Annotated in this window: 1 protein-coding gene; it reads left to right on the top strand. The window is 66.1% G+C overall.

All coding sequences use genetic code 11. The features are described 5' to 3' along the window. Positions 1-667 precede the first annotated feature (667 nt). On the top strand, positions 668-1975 hold the full coding sequence (gene ltrA, locus K4S16_RS44195; RefSeq protein WP_235037466.1) for a group II intron reverse transcriptase/maturase: 1308 nt from the start codon (positions 668-670) through the stop codon (positions 1973-1975). Positions 1976-2141 lie beyond the last annotated feature (166 nt).

Genomic DNA, 2141 nt, shown 5'->3' with positions numbered 1-2141 from the left:
TTTTCGTGCGCCCAGCAGAACGGGAGGTGATGCCGCGTGAGCGGCTGATCTTGTTCGTAAGCTCGTCGTCGCTTGCCGGTGTGAGTCCGGTCCGGGTAGCTGCCAGGAGGCCCGGTAGCAGGCTGGCGGTTCCGTCTGGAAACGGGCGGGGTCGAAGCCCAGCGTCAAAGGCCCTGATGGGGGAGCGACGGTGCGGTCCGTAGCGTGAAGCGAAGCCTGCGGCGTCGTTACTCACCCGCCCGTGGGGTGGGGCAAGGGAGTGCCGAGCCCTTCGGAATCGGGGTGAAGGCCATGGAAGCGGTGAAGAGCCTGGAAGCAGCCGCGAAGAACTCCCCGGCGTATGGGGCGCGGAACGTGCCGATAGTGGCGGCGGGAACTGGGGAGGCCCTCCCCGGCCCAGTGACCTGCGGAAATTGTTGCTGGAGCGTCGCACCCTATAACCGATGACCTCGGGAAGTGGGTGGCGTGCCGGAAGGGCGTCGGAGGTGGCCGTAGTACTGATCGAGCCGACCGGACAACACAACCGGCGGTGAGGGAAGGGCCACTGCTTCGTCGAAGCACGTGATGTTGAGGAGGAGGCCCGGTGAGTGCCGGTCAGGCTATTACCGCCGCTTCGGGATCGCGTCGGCCGTCAGGGCCGCGTGATCCGGTCCGTGCCTTGCAGCATGTGCTCTACCGGGTGGCCAAGGCCGATCCCGGACGCAGGTTCCACGCGTTGATGGACAAGGTCTATCGCAGAGATGTCCTGCAACGCGCGTGGGTGACGGTGCGTGCGAACAACGGCGCACCGGGCATCGACCGGACCACCCTGGCCGACGTCGAGGAGTACGGGATTGCCCGGCTCCTGGATGAGTTGGCCGCTGAGCTTCGGGAAGGCCGTTATCGTCCGCTGCCCGCTCGCCGGGTTCTGATTCCCAAACCTGGGGTCAGGGACGAATGGCGGCCGTTGTCGATCCCGGCCGTTCGGGACCGGGTCGTGCAGGCCGCGCTAAAGATCGTGTTCGAACCGGTCTTTGAGGCGGACATGCTCGACTGCTCGTTCGGGTTCCGGCCCCGGCGGTCAGCCCATGATGCCCTGCAAGTGCTCATTGACGAGCAGGCGAAAGGACGCCGGTGGGTGGTCGAGACGGATATCGCCAGCTGCTTCACGGCGATCCCGCACGATGAGTTGATGCGAGCGGTCGAGGAACGCGTCTGTGACCGGACCGTCCTGAAACTCCTGCGGCAGATTCTGCGCGCCGGGGTGATGCAGGACGGGCAGGTGCGACGCGAAGTCACCGGCAGCCCGCAGGGCGGGGTCATCAGCCCTGTCTTGTGCAACGTCTACCTGCACCGGCTCGACCGGGCATGGGACGAAGCGGATGGGGTGCTGGTCCGTTACGCAGACGATCTGATCGCGATGTGCTGGTCGCGCAGTCAGGCCGAACGGGCTCTTGCCCGGCTGACCGAGCTGCTGGCCGGTCTGGGGTTGGAGCCCAAGGCGGCCAAGACCCGCATCGTCCATCTGGAGGTCGGTGGGGAGGGCCTGGATTTCCTTGGGTTCCATCACCGGCTTGTCAGATCCAGAGGCGTCAACGGGAAACGTGGCTTTGTGTTCCTCGCGCGCTGGCCCGCGGACAAGGCCATGCGGCATGCCCGCGACCGGATCCGGGAGATCACCGACCGGAGCAGGCTGCCGCGACGGCCGGAGGCGATCGCGGAGGACCTGAACGGGTTTCTTCGCGGCTGGGCGGCGTACTTCAAGTACGGGCATTCGGCAGAGCGTCTCAGCAAGATCAGGAGATTCGCGCAGTGGCGGCTGGCGCGGTTCGTCAGCAAGAAGCACCGGCGCAGCGCGAAGTTCGGATGGTGGGTCATGAGCAACGCGCGGCCCATCGACCTCGGCCTGATCAGCTTGTATGGAATCGTCGTCGCACCCAGGGCTGGAAAGCCTTGGCGGGTAAGACCGAATGCCGGCGGTGAACGACGTCGGTAAGCCGTGTGCGGGAGAACCGCATGCACGGTTTGACGGGCGGGAGCTGGAAACGGAGCAGAACTGGCCACGGTCATCGGGGAAAGCACACCCGACCGGGAAACCGGCGGAAGACAGGCCCCGAGCCCTACCGCCCGAAATGCCACCGCGCCAGCTCCCGACCCTCCAA

Origin of the sequence: Actinomadura sp. K4S16 (genome assembly GCF_008327685.1) — a bacterium.
GTDB lineage: Bacteria > Actinomycetota > Actinomycetes > Streptosporangiales > Streptosporangiaceae > Spirillospora.
The sequence above is the reverse complement of the archived record's forward strand: the minus strand, read 5'-3'. Positions and strand labels throughout refer to the sequence as shown.